The 17,203-nt window shown below is 35.2% G+C and carries 18 protein-coding genes and 1 pseudogene; 11 read left to right on the top strand and 8 right to left on the bottom strand.

Going from position 1 to position 17,203, the window contains the following annotated elements; genetic code table 11:
• Positions 1 to 34: 34 nt before the first annotated feature.
• Positions 35 to 652, top strand: coding sequence for a lipoyl(octanoyl) transferase LipB (lipB, locus tag ACEL90_RS01215; RefSeq protein WP_423349058.1), 618 nt, complete (start codon positions 35 to 37; stop codon positions 650 to 652).
• On the top strand, positions 652 to 1,677 hold the full coding sequence (locus ACEL90_RS01210) for an LD-carboxypeptidase (protein WP_423349057.1): 1,026 nt from the start codon (positions 652 to 654) through the stop codon (positions 1,675 to 1,677). The genes lipB and ACEL90_RS01210 overlap by 1 nt, the downstream gene beginning before the upstream one ends.
• 204 nt (positions 1,678 to 1,881) lie before the next feature.
• Here ACEL90_RS01210 and terL read toward each other — a convergent pair.
• The 3 genes and pseudogenes from terL to ACEL90_RS01195 form a co-directional block, all read right to left on the bottom strand.
• Positions 1,882 to 3,355, bottom strand: a pseudogene (gene terL, locus ACEL90_RS01205) (phage terminase large subunit).
• Between the two features lie 560 nt (positions 3,356 to 3,915).
• Entirely contained in the window at positions 3,916 to 4,713 is a 798-nt protein-coding gene (locus ACEL90_RS01200) for a phosphoribosylformylglycinamidine synthase subunit PurQ (protein ID WP_264723930.1), read from the bottom strand.
• Between the two features lie 6 nt (positions 4,714 to 4,719).
• Positions 4,720 to 5,970 (bottom strand): DUF3333 domain-containing protein, encoded by a 1,251-nt coding sequence (locus ACEL90_RS01195; RefSeq protein ID WP_423349056.1) that lies wholly within the window; start codon positions 5,968 to 5,970, stop codon positions 4,720 to 4,722.
• A gap of 48 nt (positions 5,971 to 6,018) precedes the next feature.
• On the opposite strand from ACEL90_RS01195, the gene ACEL90_RS01190 reads away from it, so the two are divergent.
• Positions 6,019 to 6,201 carry a hypothetical protein gene (locus tag ACEL90_RS01190; RefSeq protein WP_010962989.1) on the top strand — a complete coding sequence of 61 codons (183 nt, stop codon included), beginning with the start codon at positions 6,019 to 6,021 and terminating at the stop codon, positions 6,199 to 6,201.
• 48 nt (positions 6,202 to 6,249) lie between these two features.
• Here ACEL90_RS01190 and rplS read toward each other — a convergent pair whose 3' ends face one another.
• Complete coding sequence (rplS, locus tag ACEL90_RS01185; protein ID WP_006279489.1) at positions 6,250 to 6,627, bottom strand: 50S ribosomal protein L19; 378 nt, start codon at positions 6,625 to 6,627, stop codon at positions 6,250 to 6,252.
• Positions 6,611 to 7,321: a tRNA (guanosine(37)-N1)-methyltransferase TrmD gene (gene trmD, locus ACEL90_RS01180; RefSeq protein ID WP_423349055.1), complete on the bottom strand. Its 711-nt coding sequence runs from the start codon at positions 7,319 to 7,321 to the stop codon at positions 6,611 to 6,613. The genes rplS and trmD overlap by 17 nt, the downstream gene beginning before the upstream one ends.
• Positions 7,322 to 7,395: 74 nt before the next feature.
• Between trmD and purC the strand changes: the two genes are divergently transcribed.
• Positions 7,396 to 8,118, top strand: coding sequence for a phosphoribosylaminoimidazolesuccinocarboxamide synthase (gene purC, locus ACEL90_RS01175; RefSeq protein ID WP_423349054.1), 723 nt, complete (start codon positions 7,396 to 7,398; stop codon positions 8,116 to 8,118).
• Here the strand turns inward: purC and purM are convergent.
• Positions 8,115 to 9,152, bottom strand: a complete 1,038-nt coding sequence (gene purM, locus ACEL90_RS01170) for a phosphoribosylformylglycinamidine cyclo-ligase (RefSeq protein WP_423349053.1) — start codon at positions 9,150 to 9,152, stop codon at positions 8,115 to 8,117. The genes purC and purM overlap by 4 nt on opposite strands.
• Positions 9,153 to 9,285: 133 nt before the next feature.
• On the opposite strand from purM, the gene ACEL90_RS01165 reads away from it, so the two are divergent.
• Positions 9,286 to 9,579, top strand: coding sequence for a hypothetical protein (locus ACEL90_RS01165; protein WP_006280049.1), 294 nt, complete (start codon positions 9,286 to 9,288; stop codon positions 9,577 to 9,579).
• Positions 9,564 to 9,938 (top strand): histidine phosphotransferase family protein, encoded by a 375-nt coding sequence (locus tag ACEL90_RS01160; protein ID WP_158246746.1) that lies wholly within the window; start codon positions 9,564 to 9,566, stop codon positions 9,936 to 9,938. Before ACEL90_RS01165 ends, ACEL90_RS01160 begins: the two co-directional genes overlap by 16 nt.
• A 66-nt stretch (positions 9,939 to 10,004) precedes the next feature.
• Here ACEL90_RS01160 and ACEL90_RS01155 read toward each other — a convergent pair whose 3' ends face one another.
• The gene (locus ACEL90_RS01155; RefSeq protein WP_423349052.1) at positions 10,005 to 10,823 is read right to left on the bottom strand and encodes a transporter associated domain-containing protein; all 819 of its coding nucleotides are present in this window, start codon (positions 10,821 to 10,823) and stop codon (positions 10,005 to 10,007) included.
• A 402-nt stretch (positions 10,824 to 11,225) separates the two neighbouring features.
• Here ACEL90_RS01155 and hemE point away from each other — a divergent pair, with 402 nt between their 5' ends.
• Both hemE and ACEL90_RS01145 read left to right on the top strand, forming a co-directional pair.
• Entirely contained in the window at positions 11,226 to 12,242 is a 1,017-nt protein-coding gene (gene hemE, locus ACEL90_RS01150; RefSeq protein WP_423349273.1) for a uroporphyrinogen decarboxylase, read from the top strand.
• Positions 12,243 to 12,310: 68 nt separating this feature from the next.
• A complete protein-coding gene (locus ACEL90_RS01145) occupies positions 12,311 to 13,504 on the top strand; it encodes a pyridoxal phosphate-dependent aminotransferase (RefSeq protein ID WP_423349051.1) in 1,194 nt (397 codons plus the stop codon).
• Between the two features lie 45 nt (positions 13,505 to 13,549).
• Here ACEL90_RS01145 and ACEL90_RS01140 read toward each other — a convergent pair whose 3' ends face one another.
• Positions 13,550 to 14,038, bottom strand: coding sequence for a hypothetical protein (locus ACEL90_RS01140; RefSeq protein ID WP_006280043.1), 489 nt, complete (start codon positions 14,036 to 14,038; stop codon positions 13,550 to 13,552).
• Between the two features lie 142 nt (positions 14,039 to 14,180).
• Between ACEL90_RS01140 and ACEL90_RS01135 the strand changes: the two genes are divergently transcribed.
• The 3 genes from ACEL90_RS01135 to glyA all read left to right on the top strand — a co-directional run bounded on the left by ACEL90_RS01135 (position 14,181) and on the right by glyA (position 17,056).
• Positions 14,181 to 14,342 carry a hypothetical protein gene (locus ACEL90_RS01135; protein WP_006280042.1) on the top strand — a complete coding sequence of 54 codons (162 nt, stop codon included), beginning with the start codon at positions 14,181 to 14,183 and terminating at the stop codon, positions 14,340 to 14,342.
• Positions 14,343 to 14,526: 184 nt separating this feature from the next.
• Positions 14,527 to 15,738: an MFS transporter gene (locus ACEL90_RS01130; protein ID WP_423349050.1), complete on the top strand. Its 1,212-nt coding sequence runs from the start codon at positions 14,527 to 14,529 to the stop codon at positions 15,736 to 15,738.
• A 40-nt stretch (positions 15,739 to 15,778) separates the two neighbouring features.
• A complete protein-coding gene (glyA, locus tag ACEL90_RS01125) occupies positions 15,779 to 17,056 on the top strand; it encodes a serine hydroxymethyltransferase (RefSeq protein WP_423349049.1) in 1,278 nt (425 codons plus the stop codon).
• The last annotated feature ends 147 nt before the right edge of the window (positions 17,057 to 17,203 follow it).

The raw sequence follows: 17,203 nt of genomic DNA, 5'->3' as shown, positions 1-17,203 counted from the left end.
CGCACTGCTATACTAAAAAGAAAAGAAATTGAACATGACAGAATGGGTAATATCTAATCAGCTTATTGATTATAACTGCGCTGTAAAATCTATGGAAGAGAAAATTCAACAAATTCACAATAATTCAGCAGACGAATTAGTATGGCTACTCCAGCACCCTCCACTTTACACTGCAGGAATCAGTGCAACAGCTGATGATATTGTTGAAAAACTATTTCCCATATATAAAACAGGAAGGGGTGGTAAACACACATATCATGGTCCAGGACAGCGCATTATATATTTAATGTTAAACCTTAAAAAAAGAAACAAATGCGATATAAAGCTATATATTAGAGATCTAAGTAAGTGGATCATAAATGTTTTAAAGCAATTTAATATACTTGGAGAGTTTAGAGAAGATAGAATAGGCATTTGGGTAAACCATAACGGAGTAGAAAAAAAAATTGCAGCTTTTGGTATCCGTTTAAGAAAATGGGTAACTTATCATGGCATAGCGCTTAACGTCTTTCCAGACCTCTCTCACTATAAGGGTATTATTCCTTGTGGACTGCAAGATTATGGCGTCACGTCAATGGAAGAACTAGGAGTGAAAGTTCCACTCTCTGAATTGGATGATATACTAAAAAAAGAGTTTTATAAGATATTTTAATGATTGTTTACCTTTTATATTTCATTCTCACTTTATGTGCTAACACAGGTATTCATGCAATCGACCAAGTTGATATTATTGCTCCTTCTTCGAAGGGAAAAGAATTAGATCTGACTACTATAAAAGAATATGTAGAAGCTTTGGATTTTAATCCCCATATTTCGGAGAAAATATATAGTAATGATAATCCATTTTATTCCAACTCTGATGAATTCAGAGCAAATGATTTGATTAGTGCACTAACCGGTGATAGTAAAATAATCTGGTGTATCAGAGGAGGAGAAGGGGCTTCTCGGTTAATTCCCTATCTAGAAAAGTTACCCAATGATAAAAAAGAAAGGATTGCTCAAAACAAAAAAATCCTCATAGGCTATAGCGATATAACTGCCTTGCACATCTATCTACAAGCTAAATATAATTGGCAAACTCTTCACGGCACCATGTTGGAAATGATAGTAAATAACTCCATTTCTGAAAGCTCTGTTAAAAAATTGAAAGAGTTAATTCTTAACAAGCAGGATTCTATCAGATTTGATAAGCTAAAGATGATAAATAATGGCATTAGACTAAAAGATGGCAGATTAAAGTCTAAAATCATTGGTGGTAATATGACTTTAGTTGAAAATAGTATAGGAACCGCTTGGCAAATAAATGCAAAAGGTAAAATTATATTTTTAGAAGATATAAGAGTTTACCCATATGCAATAGAGCGCAGTTTAGATCACCTAAAACAAGCCCACATCTTTGATGGAGTACATGCAGTAATCTTTGGGGATTTCGTTAACTGCTATAATGATAATCTTGTTGAAGTTGTAAAAGAAAGGTTTGCAAAAAGTGTTAACTTTCCTGTATTTACAATGAAAGGGGTAGGCCATGGACATACAAATGACCCTTTACCTTTTAACACTCACGCTATTATTAGCGTTCAAGACGAAAAAGAAGGTTTGTTTTTTATGGACGTGCAGAATTTAGCTAATCTTATAGCTAACGCGAGCTCTACGTCATACCGCCGCAGTATCTCTTAGCCGCTAACACGTACTTAACCGTCATACCGCGATTCATTCGCGGTATCTCATCCGCTAACAAGAGATCCCGCTAACATGTAGCGGGATGACGAATTGCTTAACCGTCATTCCGCCGCGGTATCTCTTAGCCGCTAACACGTAGCGGGATGACGGTTGTCAGGGTGTCATGCAAGTAGCTGACTACTTGGATCTGGTAGACTCAAATCACAATGCCCGTAAAGCTGCGACCCTAGAGCTACTATCTCTCACCCACTGCAAATATTGCACGGTACTATCCACTTGATCATCGTGTCGAGTTTCAGGAAACATTAAAATCTCATACTCAAAATCGTTCAGCCATACTGCTTGGTGCGGCAGAAAAACCTTGCCAGACTCTATAATCGGAACAATTTTGAGTGAGTTTGTCATCATGTGGCATTATTTCGATAATGGGTAAATCACTGCTTGTCTTTAGCTCTTGCACCAATTGCTGACCACTCGTTTTTGCTTCAATCAAAATTGCGTGTGGTGTCCATCTTGCTGCTAAGGACAAAACTTGCTCTTTGAGCTTTGGATACTCAAGCTTTGCACGATATACATCAAGTAAATAGAATTTGTTATCTATTTTTGCCCAGGTGGTGCAGACGCTAAAGTTGCTCATGTTGCTTGTTGAAACTGCAGTGTCCCAGCTTTGAGTTACATGCGAGAGATTGTCAGGAAAATTTCTATAGCGCTTCAGCCACTCTCGTTTAATTATACCACTTGAAAGTGGCAGAGGGTTTTGTTGATATTGTGCAGCAAAAGCGTAACTTCCAAGTTCAACCTTTATCATCTCAACTTCTTCTTTTCCTCCATCGAGGGGATATAGCAACTGACCTTCTTCTCTTGAGTATAATATTACGGGTGGTGTCATTCTAGCACTTGATGCTGTAATCCAGCTTTTGTACTCATTTGTAGTTACTCGGGTGACAGGAACAAGAAAAGGAGGCGCTGGCTTTTTGATTGAATAGATAATCTCCTTATTTTCAGATATCATCGGTAAACAAGTATGGTTCCATATGTTTTTCGGTTTGGAGAGAAGGTGCCCGGTTAAATCTTCTTGATGTAGCCTATGCATCACAAGAACAATTACTCCTTTTTTTCTATTGTTGAGCCTGGCTACTAAAGTCTGGTCAAACCAATTTGTAGCACGCTTTCTAAACGTTTCACTCAAAGCTTGGGCGGGACTCAGTGGATCATCCACGATGATGAAATCACCACCTTCACCTGTTAACGTCCCTCCAACGGACGTTGCGATTCTGTATCCTCTCTGCACTGTTTGGAATTTGTATTTGGTATTTTGATCTTTGGATAGTTCTACCTCTGGAAACAGCTCTCTATACCAACTAGACTGCATTATACACCTTGTATCGAGCGAGTGCTTTTCGCTAAGCAGCCGAGAGTAGCTTGCAACTATTATTCTTGCAGTTGGCTGATTTCCCAGTATCCATGCGGGCCACGCAACACTAGCGCACAGGGACTTCATTGAACGCGGAGGCATATTGAATATTATTCGCCTCATTTTGCCAACATTTGCCGCTTCAAGTCTGTCTGCTATGACTTTTATATACTGATAATCATTATACTCACACCCCGGCACCACCGTTTGAAAGCACAGTTCAATGAATTTTGAAAGTTCATGACATAATGTTGAAACCAACGCGTGACGCTGGGATGACAAAAAAAGGAGCACTGAAGGCTATAGGTTGCAAGCGAGACGTCATACCGCCACGGTATCTCGGCAGATCCCGCTAACACGTAGCGGGATGACGAGGCTTATCGTCATGCCACCGCGAACCGTCATACCGCCGCAGACCGTCATACCTTAACATAGATCCCGCTAACAAGCAGCGGGATGACGGTTGTCGTTTAGCTATAAATATTAAGAAATTTACCAAATGAAAAAAAAAGGCAAAAGAAGCCCTAGGGTAGCTAGTTATTCACTATCCATTTTTTAAATCGGCGTTTTTTGATGTTTTAAATAGCGCATTTCAGCTTATATTAGGTAAAAACCTAGAATTTTATAAAGACATAAGATGCACATAGTGCAAAAAATTAAACATGGGACGCCAGATACGTGAGTTTTTTTGTCATTTAATCTGTACAGAGAAGATAAATAAATAGCTTCAGTTTCATGATAAGGGGACTGGCAAGGCTTGTCAAGCAAGTTTTTTGCAATATCAGGGGATAATTTCGACCATAAATCCCTATCAACAAATTTTAACAAAAATACTTTAGTGCATTTTCAAATATAAGCATTCCATCGCCATATTTTGGCACAGCAACACCTAAACGCTTGCTCTTTTCTTTTTCAAGGGGCCAATTATCTTGCTGGGTAAAAAATATTCCCCTTTCTGGATGGGGCATTAAAGCTAGCACTCTTCCACTTTTATCTGATAAAGCTGCTAGGTCGTATGTAGATCCATTCGGATTGTAAGGAAATTGTAGGTTAGCATAGTTGCCATTTTTATCAATGTAACGTAATGCGGTGGAATTGCTCTCAATCAATTGGTTCAAAATATCTTGATCCATAAAAAACTTGCCTTCCCCATGAGCAATAGGGAGATATAGTTCACTCAGGCCCCGTAGCCAAACAGAATTACTCTTTGAATTAACTCTCACTCTAATCCAACGGCATTGATAATTGCCTATATCATTATGGATTAAAGCTAGATTAGAGAACTCTGGAATTAATTTTACTAATATCTGACAACCATTACATATTCCTATAATCAGCTTGTCCTGAGATAAAAACTCTTGAAACTCATCCAACAAGTTGTTTTTAATACGTAAAGCAAACGCATTACCAGCACCAGTGTCATCACCATAGGAAAAACCCCCTGGAATTGCAAGTATATTGCTTAATTTCAGTTCACCTGGATTATCTATGATATCGTTAATGTGAACGATTTTTACTTCAATATTACCAACACCAAGTTTTCTGCTGCATTCCATAAATGCAAATGCAGTTTCTTTTTCGCAATTTAAGCCATAACCAGATAGGACTGTGATTTTCATGAATTGCTAAAAATTAAAAAATTCGAATTTCCTTTTTACAAAATTTGCTACTAAATTTAACGCAAATAACACCAATAATAAAGCTATAATTGCGATAGCAGCAAGTTCAACAAATGCAATTTCAGGATTGCTTGACCATATGTATATTTGCACAGGTAGAACAGTCGCCGGATCGAAAAAGGACGTAGGTGTATCAGCAATAAATGCCACCATACCCATCATAAGTAAAGGAGAAGATTCACCTAAAATCCTTGCAATTGCAAGCACAGTACCATGTATTATTCTTGGTAACGCAATCGGTAAAGAGTGATCTAATATCACCTTGATGTGAGGTGCACCGAGCGCAAACGCTGCATCTTTTATCGTAATAGGAACATTCGCAAAGGCATTTTTTGTTGCAATTATAATATTAGGTAACATCATAAATGAAAGAGTCATTCCACCAACAAGTGGTGAAGAGCGTGGTAGCCCAAATATGCCAAGATAGAGAGTTAAGCCCACTACACCAAATATTATTGAAGGCACTGCAGCAAGATTATTTATGCTAATTTCTACAATATTAGTCATTAGCCTATTTTTAGGCATAAATTCGTAAAGACAGATGCCCGACATAATTCCTATTGGTAATGCTAATGCTAGGCACACTATAATTGTCATTAATGAACCGATAAACGCTCCTAAAATCCCTGCATTTTCAGGTTCACGAGAGTCAGATTTAAGGAATAAAGACTTATTAAAAAATTTTTTCACTCTCCTCTCTTCTTTTAGCCAATCAAGTAATTTAGCATAACGATCATTCAAATATTTATCTTTATTTATTGAATTAATTATACTTGACGCGGTAAACCAGATCTCATATTCACCACTATCTTTTACTTTCTTACGAAAAAATTTCTCTAGTTCTTTGTAAGAATTACGACTTAAAATTTCGTCACCGTCTTTAAAATCAGTTCCTCCAAACACCTTACGTAAAGAATCGTTGAGTAAGCCAATGGACTTATACCGCAAATCACTAGGATTACTCGCCAAAGCAAGATCAGCATTTATTTCAACTGGCAATAAAATTTTCGTTACTGTTAAGGCACTGTAAGAGTTAACTAATATACTCAACAATATACACACAGGACAGCCAAGTGAGATAACTAGTGCCGTGAAAGAACAAAAGCGTAGCGCTCTGTTCTTTTTATTTTTCCTTTTTATACGAGCATGTACACGCCTTGACTGAAGTAATTTAAGGAATTTTTTCTTTATACTCATTTACTTTTCTTTACACGAGGATTTGAAAAAACTTTCCCCTTTTTTGTCATGCAAGTAGCTGACACTGGGATCCAGCAGGCTTTGCCTGCAAATAATTTTTACATTTTCCATGAAAGCACAAACCAAAAGGAGAATAATGAATGCTGGATCCCAGTGTCGGAGCACTGGGATGACACCACAGCGGGAGGCAAACACAATGTTCGTACAGTTGTGTGTCACGCACTGGGATGACAAGAGAGAGTTCTGAGATGACACAATTGACATCACTCCCTATTGTATCTACTTAGATTTCTTTTTAACATAAGTAGTACGCTCTTTGATCCTTGCAGCTTTTCCAAATAGTTTGCACAGATAATACAGTTTTGCTCTACGAACCTTTCCTTTTCTTGTCACTTGCACTGAAACCAGTGCAGGAGAATAAACAAAAAACTGAGACACTATACTTTCTCCATGGCTCACTTTTCTGACTGCAAAAGAAGAATGTAACCCGCGGTTCCTTTTTGATATGCATACACCTTCAAATATCTGTATACGTTCACTTGTACCGTCAACTACTTTAAAAGTGACCTTCAAATCATCGCCAGGACGAAATTCTGGTATTTCTTTAGCTAACACTTGCATTTGCTGTTCGTTAAATTTTTTAAGTAAATTTGTCATTTATCTCTCCACTCAATAATTCAGGCCTACGCTTTTTTGTTATAACATGAGACTGCTTCTGCCTCCAATCACTTATTTTTTTGTGATTGCCAGATAACAAAACCTCAGGTACTTTATATCCCTTCCACTGCTCAGGTCTAGTATATTGAGGATATTCAAGTACACCACCACCATAATTAAAACTTTCTTCAGTAATACTATCGGTATTATTTACTACACCTGGAAGAAGTCTAATGCATGCATCAAGAACCACCATTGCAGCTGGCTCACCTCCTGAAAGTATATAATCTCCAATACTTAACTCATAGGGAGTATACGCATCAATTATCCTTTGGTCAATACCTTCAAATCGACCACACAATATTGTTATATGAGGAAACTCTAATAATTCTCTGGCAATATTCTGATTAAACTTAGTTCCAGATGGAGTCATGTAAATAAACTTAGTGTTTTTATGAACAGAGAGCATACTATCTACTGCATCACCAACTACATCAGAACGCATAACCATTCCTGCTCCACCTCCATATGGAACATCATCCACAGTTGAATGTTTATCTTTCGCAAAAGAACGAATATTTATTACTTCAAGGTTCCATATTTTTTTTTCTAACGCTTTTCCGGCAAGAGAATAGTTCAAAAACCCCGGGAACATTTTTGGGAATATGGTTAATATTGTAACATTGAATGCCATTAAGGTTTATTTTAAGTTATTTGGGGCTATACTCTAAGAATAGTAAATTGATATAATATATAGTTAAATTAAACATGTCACTGAATAAAACGATATACGAAGGTAAAGCGAAAGTCATTATTGAAACTGAAGACTTATCAATTGTCATACAGCACTTTAAAGATGATATTACAGCATTCAATAAGGAAAAATATGAAATAATCGATGGTAAAGGAATAATTAATAATCATATTAGTGCTTTTATCATGGAAAAGCTTGAGAAAGCAGAAATTAGCACACACTTTATAAAAACTCTAAACGAAAGAGAACAGCTAGTCAAAAAACTCAAGATAATACCTCTTGAGGTAGTAGTTAGAAATGTCGCAGCTGGCAGCTTTTGCAAACGTTTTAATATCAAAGAAGGTGAGAGGCTTGCATCTCCTATAATCGATTTTTTTTACAAAAATGATGACCTAGCCGACCCAATGGTAAGTGAAAATCACATACTGTATTTTGATTGGCTATCTAGCAAAGAAATGGATGAAGTTAAAACTACAACTTTAAAAATCAACGAAATATTAGTTCACCTATTTTCAAATGCAAGTATATATTTAGTTGATCTCAAGTTAGAATTTGGCAGATTAATAAATGACAGTACTAAAATCGTTTTAGCTGATGAAATTAGCCCTGATAACTGCAGATTATGGGATAAAAATACTTATAAAAAGCTAGACAAAGATGTCTTTCGTTTGAATTTAGGAGATTTAAAGGAAGCATACCTAGAAGTTGCAAAAAGACTGTCAGTAAAGTTAGGTTAACTAAATACTACTCTATCAAGTGGAGGGTTACATGCCTCATCAAGTTTTCCAATAATTTCAATTTTTTCTCCACGTTTTTGGAAATGATTTTTCACGTTTTGCATATTCTCAGAACTTACGATCAATACCATACCAATACCACAATTAAATGTTTTTAGCATTTCTTTCTTCTCTATTTTACCCTCCTTTGTTAGCCATAAAAATATATCTGGCCATTTCCAGGAATTAATGTCTATGTTTGCAAATAAGTTTTTTGGAAGAATTCGCGGAATATTGTCTACCAAACCACCACCCGTGATGTGCGCAATACCTTTTACTTGTGACATGATAGGCAGCAAAGAATCAACATATATTTTTGTTGGTTCAAGTAGTATTTCACTCCAAGATTTACTATTCCATAGAGATGTATCGTTATAATTTATACCTAAGCTTTTGAAAACATGGCGCACTAAAGAAAACCCATTTGAGTGAATTCCACTTGACTCTAAGCCAACTATATAATCACCTGCTTTCATCATACTACAGTTTGGAAGAATTTGCTTTCGATCAACTACACCAACCACAAACCCTGCAAGGTCATAGTGATTATTACCATACATTCCAGGCATTTCTGCAGTTTCCCCACCAACCAATGCTATTTTAGCTTGCTTGCACCCCTCTGCAATGCCCTTAACCACAGATAATAAAACATCTTTGGTCAAAACGCCTGTTGCAAAGTAATCAAGGAAAAACAAAGGCGTTGCTCCTTGTGCAAGTAAGTCATTTACACACATTGCAACTAAATCTATACCTATAGTATCATGTTTATTCACTTCTTGAGCTATCAACAGTTTCGTACCTACTCCATCAGTTGAGGAAACGAGTACTGGATGGTCATACTTCTTACTTAGTGCAGCAAAATCAAATAACGCAGAAAATGAACCTATTTCGCTGATTACTTCTTCTCTAGTAGTTTCTTGAGCAATAGGCTTGACTTCTTTTATTAACTTATTATATAGTTCAATATCTATTCCTGATCTGGTATAAGTATTCATAATCCTTTTATAAATTTTAAAATTGTTAATACTATATTAATGCCTTGATATAAAAAGTGCAACGAAACTTTCTCTTAATTGACTATTATATACTTACCAATATAGGGTAACTTAAATCATTTATAATTATCCAATGAACGAAAATACCAAAAACATACTGTTAATAACGGAACTGCTATCAGGACGGCTGCTTCATGACTTTGCTAACTCTATGAATGGAATAACGTTTGGCGTAGAAGAGCTTGAAGTAATAGATAAGAATGATGCTGATGCGCAGAAGGAAGCGTTGTTGTTTCTTAAAGAAAGCTCCGATGATTTAATATATAAACATAAAGTTATGAAGCAGGCATATTCTTCTTCAATGGATAATTATAGCTTTGATAAGACCAAATCTAATATCGAAAATTATTTATTAAAAAAAAAGTAAAGCTTACGTGGAAAATAGACGCATACTCTGCAAAAAATAAGGAAGATTTAATTGAAAAGATAAATAAGATAATTTCTAATATGGTGCTAACTATAGCCAGTGCAGTGGCGGAAGTTGAACTAGTATCTGTTTTACTGAGTCAAACAGAAGATAAAATGCTATTAACTATAAAAATTCTAAATGAACACAAACCAATAAGCAAATCATTAGTAGACAAATTAATCAAAAAAAATGACACTAATTTAAATACAAAAGATATTAATATCTATATGACCTCTTTATTATTAGAGTACTATAACACTGAAATGCATTATACTTGCGAAAATAATTTGCTGGAAATAGGTTTAACTATAACTTGAGTTGCATATTTGGTTATTACAACTTTTTCTTCGTGTCAAGGCATTCCCCGACAAGGGGTACCAAATCTAATTTTTGTAATCACTTAAGTCTAGTACTATTTTATTAATGTAGCGCTCATTTGCATCTTTGATGATAAACTTCATACCATTTTTATATTTAATGACTTCATCTACAGAAGGTACTTTACCAGCAATCGAAAGAATCAAACCACCAAGTGTAACATAGTCTTCTTCATGGTCACGTAATTCTATTTTTAGATCCTCTTCTATATCTTTTATAAGAGCCCTTGCTGATACTTCAAACTTATTTTGAGACAATTTAGTAATGGTATATTCTGAATTTATTTCGTTTTCACTATCAATGTTTGGTATTAGTTCCTCTATAAGATCAGTCATTGAAATTAAACCATCAGTTCCACCATATTCATCCAATACGATAGCTAAGCATGATTTAGAAGAGTTCATCCTAACAAAAAGATTAGTTGTCTTCATCGAGGGTGGAACAAATATTACGCTTTGTATAATATGTTTCAGATTAAAATTTTTATCCCTATTAAAAATAACATCTTTTACATAAAAAAAGCCTATTACGTTATCAAAGTTATTTTTATAAATTGGTATTTTAGTGTGGCAAGTGTTTTTTATCTTCTTTATTATTTCACGCTCGCTTGACTCAATGTCTACTGCGCATATCTCTGTACGTGGAGTCATTATATCCATTATACCACAATCGCGGAATTTTAATAGACCATTAAATATATTAAGGTCTGGCAGATCTTTCATTAATGCCTCAGTCGCACACTTTTTCAACACAGAAGCTTTTTTGAAAAGGAAGAGAAAAATTCTATATGCTATTTTTTCTACTAAGGTTCTTTTTTTACTCAATTTATTCCCTGTAATGGCAAAAACGTTTTCAGATTAGATTTATCAAGAAAACTGTTATTAAATGTTTAATAAGCATGTGAATAATGTCAAATTAATTTGTGAATTATTTGTTGATATAAAATACCAACAATTGATCAACAACTTTTTCAACAACATATACATAGTTGTGTAACAATGCATGATGGTAAAGTATTTTCCATAAAAGAAAATTACTAACACTCTAAACACCTTACTTATACACATAAATCATAACATAAAATCAATAATATACGAAAGTTACTCACATATTTATCCACAAGTTGAACAACGCCAATTTTTACTGAATTTTAAGTTAGTAACAAGTTATTGATAGAACTATTATTATTGCTATACTTTGATATACAAAAGAATAAATGGAATAGATTGGAAAGCGGCAAAACAACAATAGCAAAAATTATTAAGAGAAATAATCCGGGTGGAAGAGTGCCTATCTGGCTAATGCGTCAGGCTGGCAGGTCTCTTCCTGAGTACCGCAAAGCAGTAGAAAATATGAATAATTTTATGGAGATATGCTACAACACAGATTTAGTGACAGAATTGACGTTACAGCCGGTGACAAGATTTGACATGGATGCGGCGATAATTTTTTCAGACATTTTAATAATAGCTGATGTTTTGGGTTGTGACGTGAATTTCGTACGCGGTGTAGGTCCAATAATAAAACCCGTGGAAAGTCCTAAGGAATTGAAGGGTCCACAAGAAATTGAAACTAAAACCTTACTAATTCTAAACGCTATAAAAAAAGTCAGAAGCCAATTACCAAAAGAAAAATCTCTCATAGGATTTGCTGGTGGACCATGGACAGTAGCCTCATACATCATAGAAGGTGGGAGCAGCAAAACTTTTTCCAAAGTATTAAATTTTTATCCTTCGTGTTTGAAGGAAATAATTGAACGAATAACGGAAGTAACGATTATTTATCTAATTAAACAGATAGAATTTGGAGCAGATGTTATTCAGCTATTTGACAGTAATGCTGGTGCGTTATCGGAACCATTGTTTAAAGAATATGTTATCGAACCAACAAAGAGAATTATCTTGGCAATAAGGGATAGATTTTCTGATTTTCCAATAATAGGTTTTCCAAGGTCTGCTGGAAATCTTTATAAAGATTACTGCGAACGAACAGGTGTATCTGCAGTAAGTATAGATTATAATGTTCCAATAAAATGGGCGAAAGCGAATCTAAACATCCCTCTACAAGGAAACCTTGATCCTAATCTTTTAGCCTATAATAAAACGGAAGCAATCAAAGAAGCAAAACGTATAATAGATTGCTTTAGAGATTTACCCTTCATATTTAATCTCGGACATGGAGTACTCCCTGATACTCCAGTTGAAAATATTGCTGCGTTGGTAAACCTGGTAAAAAGCTACTAATACAATACACAAAATTCTAGCTTTTTTGTTGTACGGGGTTTATCATTTGAATTTAGCTTCAGTAAGATATGTCAGACCTTGCAAAAAGAATGTCCCTAATAAAACCATCACCTACGATTGCTGTAACTGATAAGGCAAATAAGTTGAAAAATGAAGGAAAAAAGATCTGTGTTTTAGCTGCAGGAGAACCGGATTTTGATACTCCAGATCATATAAAAAAAGCAGCTATTCAAGCAATAAGTGAAGGTAAGACTAAATATACTGCTGTTGATGGAACGCGTGAGCTGAAAGAAGCAATAATTAATAAGTTAAGAAAGGATAATAACCTCGAGTACACGCTTAACCAAATCTGTGTTGGTGCAGGTGCTAAGCAGGTGTTATTCAATTTGTTCATGGCAACAATTAACTCTGGAGATGAAGTTATTATTCCAGCTCCTTATTGGGTTTCATATGTTGATATGGTAAGTCTTTTTGGCGGCTTGCCAGTTGTAGTAGAATGCAAACAAAATTTTAAACTGACAGCGGAATTATTGAAAAGCAGGATAACTAAAAAAACTAAATGGTTAATTCTTAACTCACCGAACAACCCTGCAGGAGCTGTGTACACATGTGATGAATTGAAAGACATAGCACAAATATTGCTTGAATATCCACATATGAATGTCGTTACAGATGATATTTATGAGCATATAATATACGACGAAAAGTTTTTTACTATCGCTCAGGTTGAGCCGAAGCTTTATGATAGAGTTTTTGTAGTCAATGGAGTATCAAAAGCCTATGCAATGACAGGCTGGAGAATAGGGTATATTGCAGGTAGAAGTGATGTGGTAAAAGCTATCTCTACGCTGCAGTCTCAAAGCACTTCTAATCCAAATTCGATAGCACAAGCAGCAGCAGCAGCAGCATTAAACGGTGATCATAGTTTTTTGAAAGAAAGAACAAGGATTTTTAAGAGTCGTAGAGATTTTATGGTGAAAGAGCTAAATTCTGCCCTGGGATTATCAGCGTCTGTTCCACAAGGTGCGTTTTATTTATTTGTCTCATGTGAAGGATTGCTCAGTAAAAGCACAAAAAGTGGTAAGATAATAAATAATGATTTAGATTTTACTGAATACTTACTGGGAGATCATTTGGTTGCTGTGGTTCCAGGAATTGCATTTGGTCTAGAAAATTTTATCAGAATTTCTTATGCAACCTCTCAGGAACAATTAGAAATTGGATGTTATAGTATTACTAAAGCGTGCCAGGAGTTAAAATGAAATAGACTATCCATAAGTTGTATATTTTGCCATACTTCGCCAAGGTTATTTTGAATGTTCTAACTTGTGTTTTTCTATGGAAGGCATTTTTATTGATTGAGCAAGTGTCTTTCTAATGTTGAATTCCTCATTTTTTTCATTTTGTTGCAGTAAGTTAATGTTATTTATTTTATTTACTAAATCTTTCCCCTTTTCCAGAGTCTTTAAATCACTTTCGTTAATGTGATGTTCATTGTAAAATTCTGCAACAATTTCTTTTCTTTTCGGATAAGTATTTAAAAATTCCGACACCTGATGTTTAGCAACAGCTTGAATAAATTTCTTATTAAATCTTGAATCGTTATATAGATCTTCTAAATTTTCATCGTAGTGTTTTGCTTCATTTACAGCAAGCTTTATTATCTCTTCTATACCACTTAGAAGTTTCCTATACAATTTGTCGTATCTATTGCCTAGCACGTGTGTAGCGAATGTTTGTTCAATGTATTTTGTTATGTAATTTTGCAGCGTATTATCTATCGTGCTTATATTCATCAGCCTGCTTTAATATTATATTAACTATTTTACACATAAAAAGGTTAATATTGAATTAATAGAATACTTCTGAAGTCAAATTTTACTGAAAATTATGGTATTTAAGATATAATTGTCAGCATGAAATAAAAACATAAATAAAATGGATCTTGTAACAAAAGTGAAGCTCAAGATAAAGATGAATAAGGGTAAAATCATAAATATACTTATCATTTGTGGTGTAATTTTTTTCATATACCTTATTCATGAGCCAGTTGTAGATATGGTAGAAAAAATTATAAGTAAAATAAAAGGTCTTTTTTAAAAATAGAAAAAGTGAACTTTTTCCATCATCCAAACTTGAACCTGGAAAATTTAGTTAATGCATAAACTACTTATGTTGGCTATGAGTTCAACTGTATAAAATTCCGGTAAATTAAAATAAGTATTCATAAAAATATTGTTTTCTATAAACAGAGTATCTATAATGCTAGCTTTGGGGTAAAGTATTGCAGAGGAATTTTTTAATCTGGTTGTTGGCGTCACTGTTTTATGCATACCAATATATATTACGCGTAATTCCAAACATAATTGCGCCTGAATTAATAACAAAATTTAACATAAGTATTGCAGATGTTGGCCAGTTTGGTGGGTTATACTATGTAGGCTATACGCTAGCTCATATACCTATTGGTCTTTTCCTTGATAGATTTGGACCAAAGTTTGTTTTACCTGCTTGTACCGTTTTGACATTTACCGGAACACTACCGCTTATATGCTTTGATGAGTGGAGTTATTCAATAATTGGAAGAATAATTGTGGGAATTGGGTCATCCGCTTCGGCAATTGGAATCTTTAAAGTTGCAAGCATGTATTTTGCGCAAGAAAAATCAGCAAGAATGGCCAGCTTATCTGTAATTATAGGAATTTTGGGAGGGATATGTGGCGGGTTACCTTTAGACTTCTTACTCGATAAATTTGGCTGGAATTATGTTATCTATACATTCTCAGCATTTGGGTGTTTACTTGCTCTGTTGCTGTTCTTAGTAACGCCTGAAAGCAATGCTCAACAGGAAAAAGTTAGCATTAGAGACTTAAAAAACATACTTTTCAACAAGCATATTATTCTAATTAGCTTTTTTGGTGGACTCATGGTCGGTCCAATGCAAGGTTTTGCCGATGGTTGGGTGAAAGCATTCTTTTTTGAAGTATATAAAATGAATGAAGACTTGGCATCTTCTCTCTCTTCCGTAATATTGATAGGAATGTTAACAGGATCATTCTCTTTGGCTTATTTATTGGAAAAATATAAAAATAAGCATTATGAAGTAATAATTGCATGCTCATTTGCAATGATCGCTAGTTTTCTTTTGCTTTTTACTCAGATTGGTGGCTTGTATGTTGTATTACCTACGCTTTTTATTATTGGCTTCACATCTGGATATCAGGTGGTTACCATTTACAAAGCGATAAGTTATGTAAATAATAACTTAGTAGGCCTGGCTACAGCTGTGTCAAACATGATAATTATGGTTTTTGGCTATTTTTTTCACACTGGGATCGCAAAAATAGTAGATTTGTATTGGGATAGAACAATAATACAAGGAAATCCTGTGTATGGTGCTGAATTGCTGATAAAAGCAACATCAGTTATTCCTGTATGTTTGCTGGTGGCTGTTTTTGGGCTCTTATGGTTAAAAAAGCAGGATAAGCAGTCTTAAAATTGCTTGTGCATCTTAAAATTAAAGCGAGGTTTGATCTATGATGAGTGTTTTAAAAAAAATCTGTGGCTCTAAAAATAGCTTAAAGTCTTTTGATAACGAGGTTTATCAGTCTATAGAAAAAGAATTACAACGCCAAAAATCACAATTGCAATTAATTGCATCAGAAAATTTTGCAAGCAAAGCGGTAATGGAGGCACAAGGCTCTTTTCTGACTAATAAATACGCAGAAGGTTATCCAGGTAAAAGATATTACTGTGGTTGTGAGCATGTGGACAAAATTGAAAGTCTGGCTATAGAAAGACTTTGTAAGTTGTTTGGTGTTAAATTTGCAAACGTTCAACCTCATTCTGGTTCTCAGGCAAACCAGGCGGTATTTGCTTCACTGCTTACTCCAGGCGATACAATACTTGGATTATCACTGAGTTGCGGTGGGCATCTAACTCATGGTGCGGCACCAAGCCTTTCTGGTAAATGGTTTAAGTCAATTCAATATACAGTGAATAAAGACACTTACTTGCTGGATATGGATGAGATAGAAAAGCTGGCGCTGGAGCATAAACCGAAATTGATCATAGCTGGTGCTTCTGCTTATCCGAGAAAAATGGACTTCAAACGCTTTCGCGAAATTGCAGATAAAGTTGGTGCTTATTTGCTTGCAGACATTGCTCACTATGCAGGGCTTATTGCAGCAGGTGAATATCCGTCTCCTGCTGAATATGCACATGTTATGACTTCCACAACTCACAAAACTTTGCGTGGTCCTCGTGGTGGAATAGTGATGACCAATGATGAAGCATTACACAAAAAAATTCAATCTGCAGTTTTTCCAGGATTGCAGGGCGGGCCACTTATGCATGTGATAGCTGCAAAAGCTGTTGCATTTAAAGAAGCATTGGCGCCAGAATTTAAAACTTATAGCAAGAAAGTCGTGGAAAATGCGAAAGTACTAGCTCAAGAATTGCAAAAGCATGGACTCGACATTATAACCGGTGGCACTGACTCTCATATAGTGCTAGTTGACTTAAGATCGCAGAAATTAACTGGAAAAGACGTTGTAGATAGCCTTGAGAGAGCCGGTATTACCTGTAATAAAAACTCTGTACCATTTGATACAGCAAAGCCGACCATCACTTCAGGGCTCCGTTTTGGCACCGCTGCTGAGACAACACGCGGACTTGAGGCAGAAAATTTTAAGGAGATAGCTGATCTAATAAATGAAGTAATTCAAGGATTAATCAGCGGAAATAGCTCAAGTGTCGAAAAAGCAGTAAAAACTAAAGTTGAAAGGATTTGTAGTAATTTTCCTATTTATTAATTTATGTGGTGTCATCCAAGTAGCTGACAACATAGAAACGAAAAAACTTGCTTGACACCCTTCGCCAGCGCCCTTATCACGATAGTGGAGCTATTGTATTTGCTTTCGCCAATCTGCAGATTAAAAGGTAAGGATTACTTAATGTAT

Origin of the sequence: Wolbachia sp. wLmal, from assembly GCF_049435495.1 — a bacterium.
GTDB classification, from domain to species: domain Bacteria; phylum Pseudomonadota; class Alphaproteobacteria; order Rickettsiales; family Anaplasmataceae; genus Wolbachia; species Wolbachia pipientis.
Note: the sequence above shows the minus strand (reverse complement) of the source record. Positions and strands in the feature narration are given on the sequence as shown.

Bases quoted from the DNA above. Each gene is read 5' to 3' on its own strand.
- purM (WP_423349053.1), bottom strand. From the start codon at position 9,152: ATGAATACTTATACCAGATCAGGAATAGATATTGAACTATATAATAAG.
- ACEL90_RS01165 (WP_006280049.1), top strand. From the start codon at position 9,286: ATGAACGAAAATACCAAAAACATACTGTTAATAACGGAACTGCTATCA.
- trmD (WP_423349055.1), bottom strand. From the start codon at position 7,321: ATGGCATTCAATGTTACAATATTAACCATATTCCCAAAAATGTTCCCG.
- ACEL90_RS01145 (WP_423349051.1), top strand. From the start codon at position 12,311: ATGTCAGACCTTGCAAAAAGAATGTCCCTAATAAAACCATCACCTACG.
- ACEL90_RS01135 (WP_006280042.1), top strand. From the start codon at position 14,181: ATGGATCTTGTAACAAAAGTGAAGCTCAAGATAAAGATGAATAAGGGT.
- lipB (WP_423349058.1), top strand. From the start codon at position 35: ATGACAGAATGGGTAATATCTAATCAGCTTATTGATTATAACTGCGCT.
- ACEL90_RS01190 (WP_010962989.1), top strand. From the start codon at position 6,019: ATGCAAGTAGCTGACACTGGGATCCAGCAGGCTTTGCCTGCAAATAAT.
- ACEL90_RS01200 (WP_264723930.1), bottom strand. From the start codon at position 4,713: ATGAAAATCACAGTCCTATCTGGTTATGGCTTAAATTGCGAAAAAGAA.
- ACEL90_RS01195 (WP_423349056.1), bottom strand. From the start codon at position 5,970: ATGAGTATAAAGAAAAAATTCCTTAAATTACTTCAGTCAAGGCGTGTA.
- ACEL90_RS01210 (WP_423349057.1), top strand. From the start codon at position 652: ATGATTGTTTACCTTTTATATTTCATTCTCACTTTATGTGCTAACACA.
- ACEL90_RS01140 (WP_006280043.1), bottom strand. From the start codon at position 14,038: ATGAATATAAGCACGATAGATAATACGCTGCAAAATTACATAACAAAA.
- glyA (WP_423349049.1), top strand. From the start codon at position 15,779: ATGATGAGTGTTTTAAAAAAAATCTGTGGCTCTAAAAATAGCTTAAAG.
- purC (WP_423349054.1), top strand. From the start codon at position 7,396: ATGTCACTGAATAAAACGATATACGAAGGTAAAGCGAAAGTCATTATT.
- rplS (WP_006279489.1), bottom strand. From the start codon at position 6,627: ATGACAAATTTACTTAAAAAATTTAACGAACAGCAAATGCAAGTGTTA.